Below are 1,520 nucleotides of genomic sequence, written 5' to 3'. Positions count from 1 at the left end.
TCGGCATCCAGGCTTTCCTCGCGATGGTCCACCCCCAGACTGAGCGTGCCGAGGTCGGTGTAGAAGTCGTGGCGCAGGCCGACCTCGTTGCGAGTGCTGGCGACACGCCCGGCATCGCTACCGGCTTCGGTGTTCTCGTACTCATCCCGCGTGCGCGCCACGCTGACCGTCATGTCCCAGTTCGGGTTCAGGTGCGTCAGCAGGCTGGCATCCAATACCTTCTGGCTGCCTTCGCCGTGGCAGTCTTCCGAGGCACTGAAGCTGCTGTCGTAGCAGTCGTCATAGTCGTAATCGGTCTCGGTGTTGGCGACGCCGAGGCTGAGCGTGGCCTGCTGACCGAAGTCGTGGCCAAGGCGTAGTTCGGCGCCCGTGGCCTCGTAGCCATCATCTTCACTGCCGGTATCGCGGGCCGAGAAGCCATCGCTCTCATCATGATGGAGATTGGCCGAGAGGCGTGTGTCGTCTTCCACCGAGCTGAACTGGGCGTTCTGGCGGAAGGTGCCGTCGCTGCCGGCACGCAGGGTGACTTCTGCATGCTGACCGACTTCGCTGCCGCCACGCGTGATCAGGTTGATCACACCGCCGATGGCATCGGCGCCGTAGACGCTGGCGCGCGGACCACGCACGATCTCGACACGCTCGACGGCGGCGAGTGGCAGGAATTCGAAATGCGCCAGGCCATCGGCACTGTTGGCGACACGCTGGCCATTGACCAGAATCAAGGTGTGGTCGGACTCGGTACCGCGCATGAAGAGGCTGGTCTGGCTGCCCATCGGGCCGCTGCGGGCGACCTCGATGCCATTGCGTGATTGCAGCAGATCGACCAGCGAATTGGCCTGCAGGCGATCGATCTCGTCACGCGTGATGACGTCGGTGCTGGCCAGCACATCATTCTGCAGCTGCGGAATGCGATTGGCGGTGACCTGGACGGTGTCCAGATCCTCGGATGAATCGGTGGTCAGCGCATCAGCCGCGATGGCGGGCGGGGTCAGCAGCAGCAGGCTACCGACGAGGGTGAAGCTGGCCTGCGCGGATGCGCGACCACGAGTGTTGTTGTGTTTCATGAATGATCCTCAAGCGTCAGACGCAATGAGGAGGACAGCGTGACAGGGTGCGCGAGCACACGTCCCCCGCGCGCCCTGATCAAGCAGGCCCGTCGCGGGAGACTTGCCACTGGTGAGGCCCTCCGCATCAACCAGTGTGGAAGCGAGGGCCGGTCTCCGGACTGACGCCTGGTGGACTCCAATGGCAGGAGTCTCACCCCCTCATGCGCCTTCCCACCTCCTTCCCTTGGGGGAGGCCCGAATGACAGGTCCTCCCGGAGGCAGTGGCTGGCCGTGTCGATCTTGTCGATCGTGGTCGACCTGCATGAGCGTTGCGATCACCGTTGCGGGGGCAGTACGGGGTTTTCACCCGTTTCCCGAACACCCTGGCTTCAACGTGAACCATTGTCTGGGGCGGGGGTGAGGGAGTCAATCGGCAAACCGGCGTTGCGCAGGCTGCCACCCAGGGCCGCTCAG

General features: G+C 64.1%; 1 protein-coding gene and 1 riboswitch. The gene reads right to left on the bottom strand.

Annotated features, from left to right (window positions below; genetic code table 11):
- Positions 1-1,064 (bottom strand): TonB-dependent receptor (locus AC4FAH_RS04570; RefSeq protein ID WP_490245705.1); only part of this gene is annotated, 1,064 nt, incomplete at its 3' end.
- 130 nt (positions 1,065-1,194) lie between these two features.
- Positions 1,195-1,447, bottom strand: a riboswitch (cobalamin riboswitch).
- Between the last annotated feature and the right edge of the window lie 73 nt (positions 1,448-1,520).

The organism is Cobetia sp. (assembly GCF_983723665.1).
This window is presented reverse-complemented; position numbering and strand designations above follow the sequence as displayed.